This window comes from Chamaesiphon sp. OTE_20_metabat_361 (genome assembly GCF_031364565.1).
The window spans coordinates 1-1,560 of sequence record NZ_JANLWO010000613.1 but is presented as its reverse complement, the minus strand read 5'-3'; the positions used below and the strand labels follow the sequence as shown (position 1 = coordinate 1,560).

Below are 1,560 nucleotides of genomic sequence, written 5' to 3'. Positions count from 1 at the left end.
ACGCGTTACTGGATGGTATGTTTCAAGGGTATTTATTCGATTTACAACCATAAACACAGTTTAACTTTATCTTTAACTCTATCTTTGTTTTTTTAACCCTATCTCTAACCCTATCTAAGTCTATCTTGCCTAGTAGTGCCAGCACAAATCACGATTCAAGAGACTCGAAGCTCTGCTCGGTCGCAAAAACCAGGAAATCAGGAGTAAATTTGCTTCTTCAATCAGTGTAATAAATACAATACGTACTCAGATCGTAAAGGCTGCCCTCTCCACATAAAAAAGGTGCCTTAGCTCCAGTATTCAGAATGAGTTGGTAGATATCCTCATTGCCCTCAAAATTAGAGCCATAACAAACTTGCAGTCGGACATAGTTAAGCTGATAAAGCTGAGTCACAAAAGTCCTCACGATATCGTTACACACACTCGAACATGCTTGCAGTTGGCCGATACTAAAAGTTTGCAAAATTCGCATACTCATCCAGATTCGCTGACAAACCGTCCGAAAGCGGAGCGTGTTGTGAATGGGTTTTGCCTTTTTTGTACCTGGTATTCGCGGTCTAGGCTTGAAGGTATAAAATTTTAACTGTGAATAGTACGTCGAATGCACTCGATATCGAGTGCGATTTCTGGCACGAGTGAGGAATCCTGCTGCTTCCCAGTAAGAAATTAAGATCGCCGCGTTAGTTTCATCAATCCGGCTCCAGAAGGTAAGACGGCAGGGATCGCAAGTTTTACGCCATAGCTCCAACCAGCAAGGTTGTCGATAGAATTCATCCGCATAATCTAACTTGGCCGCAATCTTTTTCTTCATATTACCAACCTCCAAATTCCCTCAATTAATACTAATATTCAATTACTTTAATCATCGCTATAGTCTACTTGTCGAGCAAAAAAGAAGGGACGATCTGCCCACTGTTGAGAGTCGATTTTCTCCCATCGTTGTACCCTTGCAAATGACTCAATCCGGCTCAATCCAACCGTAATCAGCCGAATACTCCCCTTTGAAGCCTTGTGTAATCGATCTAGTAAATCGGCTTGCACTTCTACCAAACAGAGTTCTTTAGTTAACAGTTGAGTATCTTCCAAATCGCAGGGTGTAAATTTCACCCACTGAGAAATTCGACCCGCCACAATTTTGCGTCGAGCCAGCAGTTTCTCCAACCTATTTGAACCAATCAGCCAACCGGGAAGTTCGGCTAAATCGTGAATGTCTCGTGCCGCATCAATCATCCGAGGATTATGGAATAAATAATCAGCTTCATCGATAAATAACGGACGCTGGCTCAGTTTCATCTGCTCCACAATTACTTGTAACATCTGAGCGGGGAAACGTGGGGGTGGGATCGACAATTCCGCCAGAATCGCCATTAACATCGTCGTTGGCGACCACAAGGATACCGCTCTTACATAAATTCCCCGTTCCCGATTCACCAGCCAAGCGGCTGCGGTTGATTTGCCAAAACCAGTTGGTGCGTAGATTAACCCCATTCGGGGAATTCCTGGCTCGCGTCTCTGGGATTCTTGAAAGCCACTGGACAAACTGATAATATTCTTGGTAGT

2 protein-coding genes are annotated in these 1,560 nt (G+C 43.7%); both read right to left on the bottom strand.

What is annotated here, in order from left to right:
* Positions 1–217: 217 nt before the first annotated feature.
* On the bottom strand, positions 218–811 hold the full coding sequence (locus tag RMO35_RS17620; protein WP_309742658.1) for a hypothetical protein: 594 nt from the start codon (positions 809–811) through the stop codon (positions 218–220).
* 47 nt (positions 812–858) lie between these two features.
* Positions 859–1,560: ATP-binding protein (locus RMO35_RS17615; RefSeq protein ID WP_309742656.1), on the bottom strand; the 702-nt coding region annotated here is incomplete at its 5' end.

Coding starts and splice junctions, on each gene's coding strand:
- RMO35_RS17620 (WP_309742658.1), bottom strand. CDS start 811: ATGAAGAAAAAGATTGCGGCCAAGTTAGATTATGCGGATGAATTCTAT.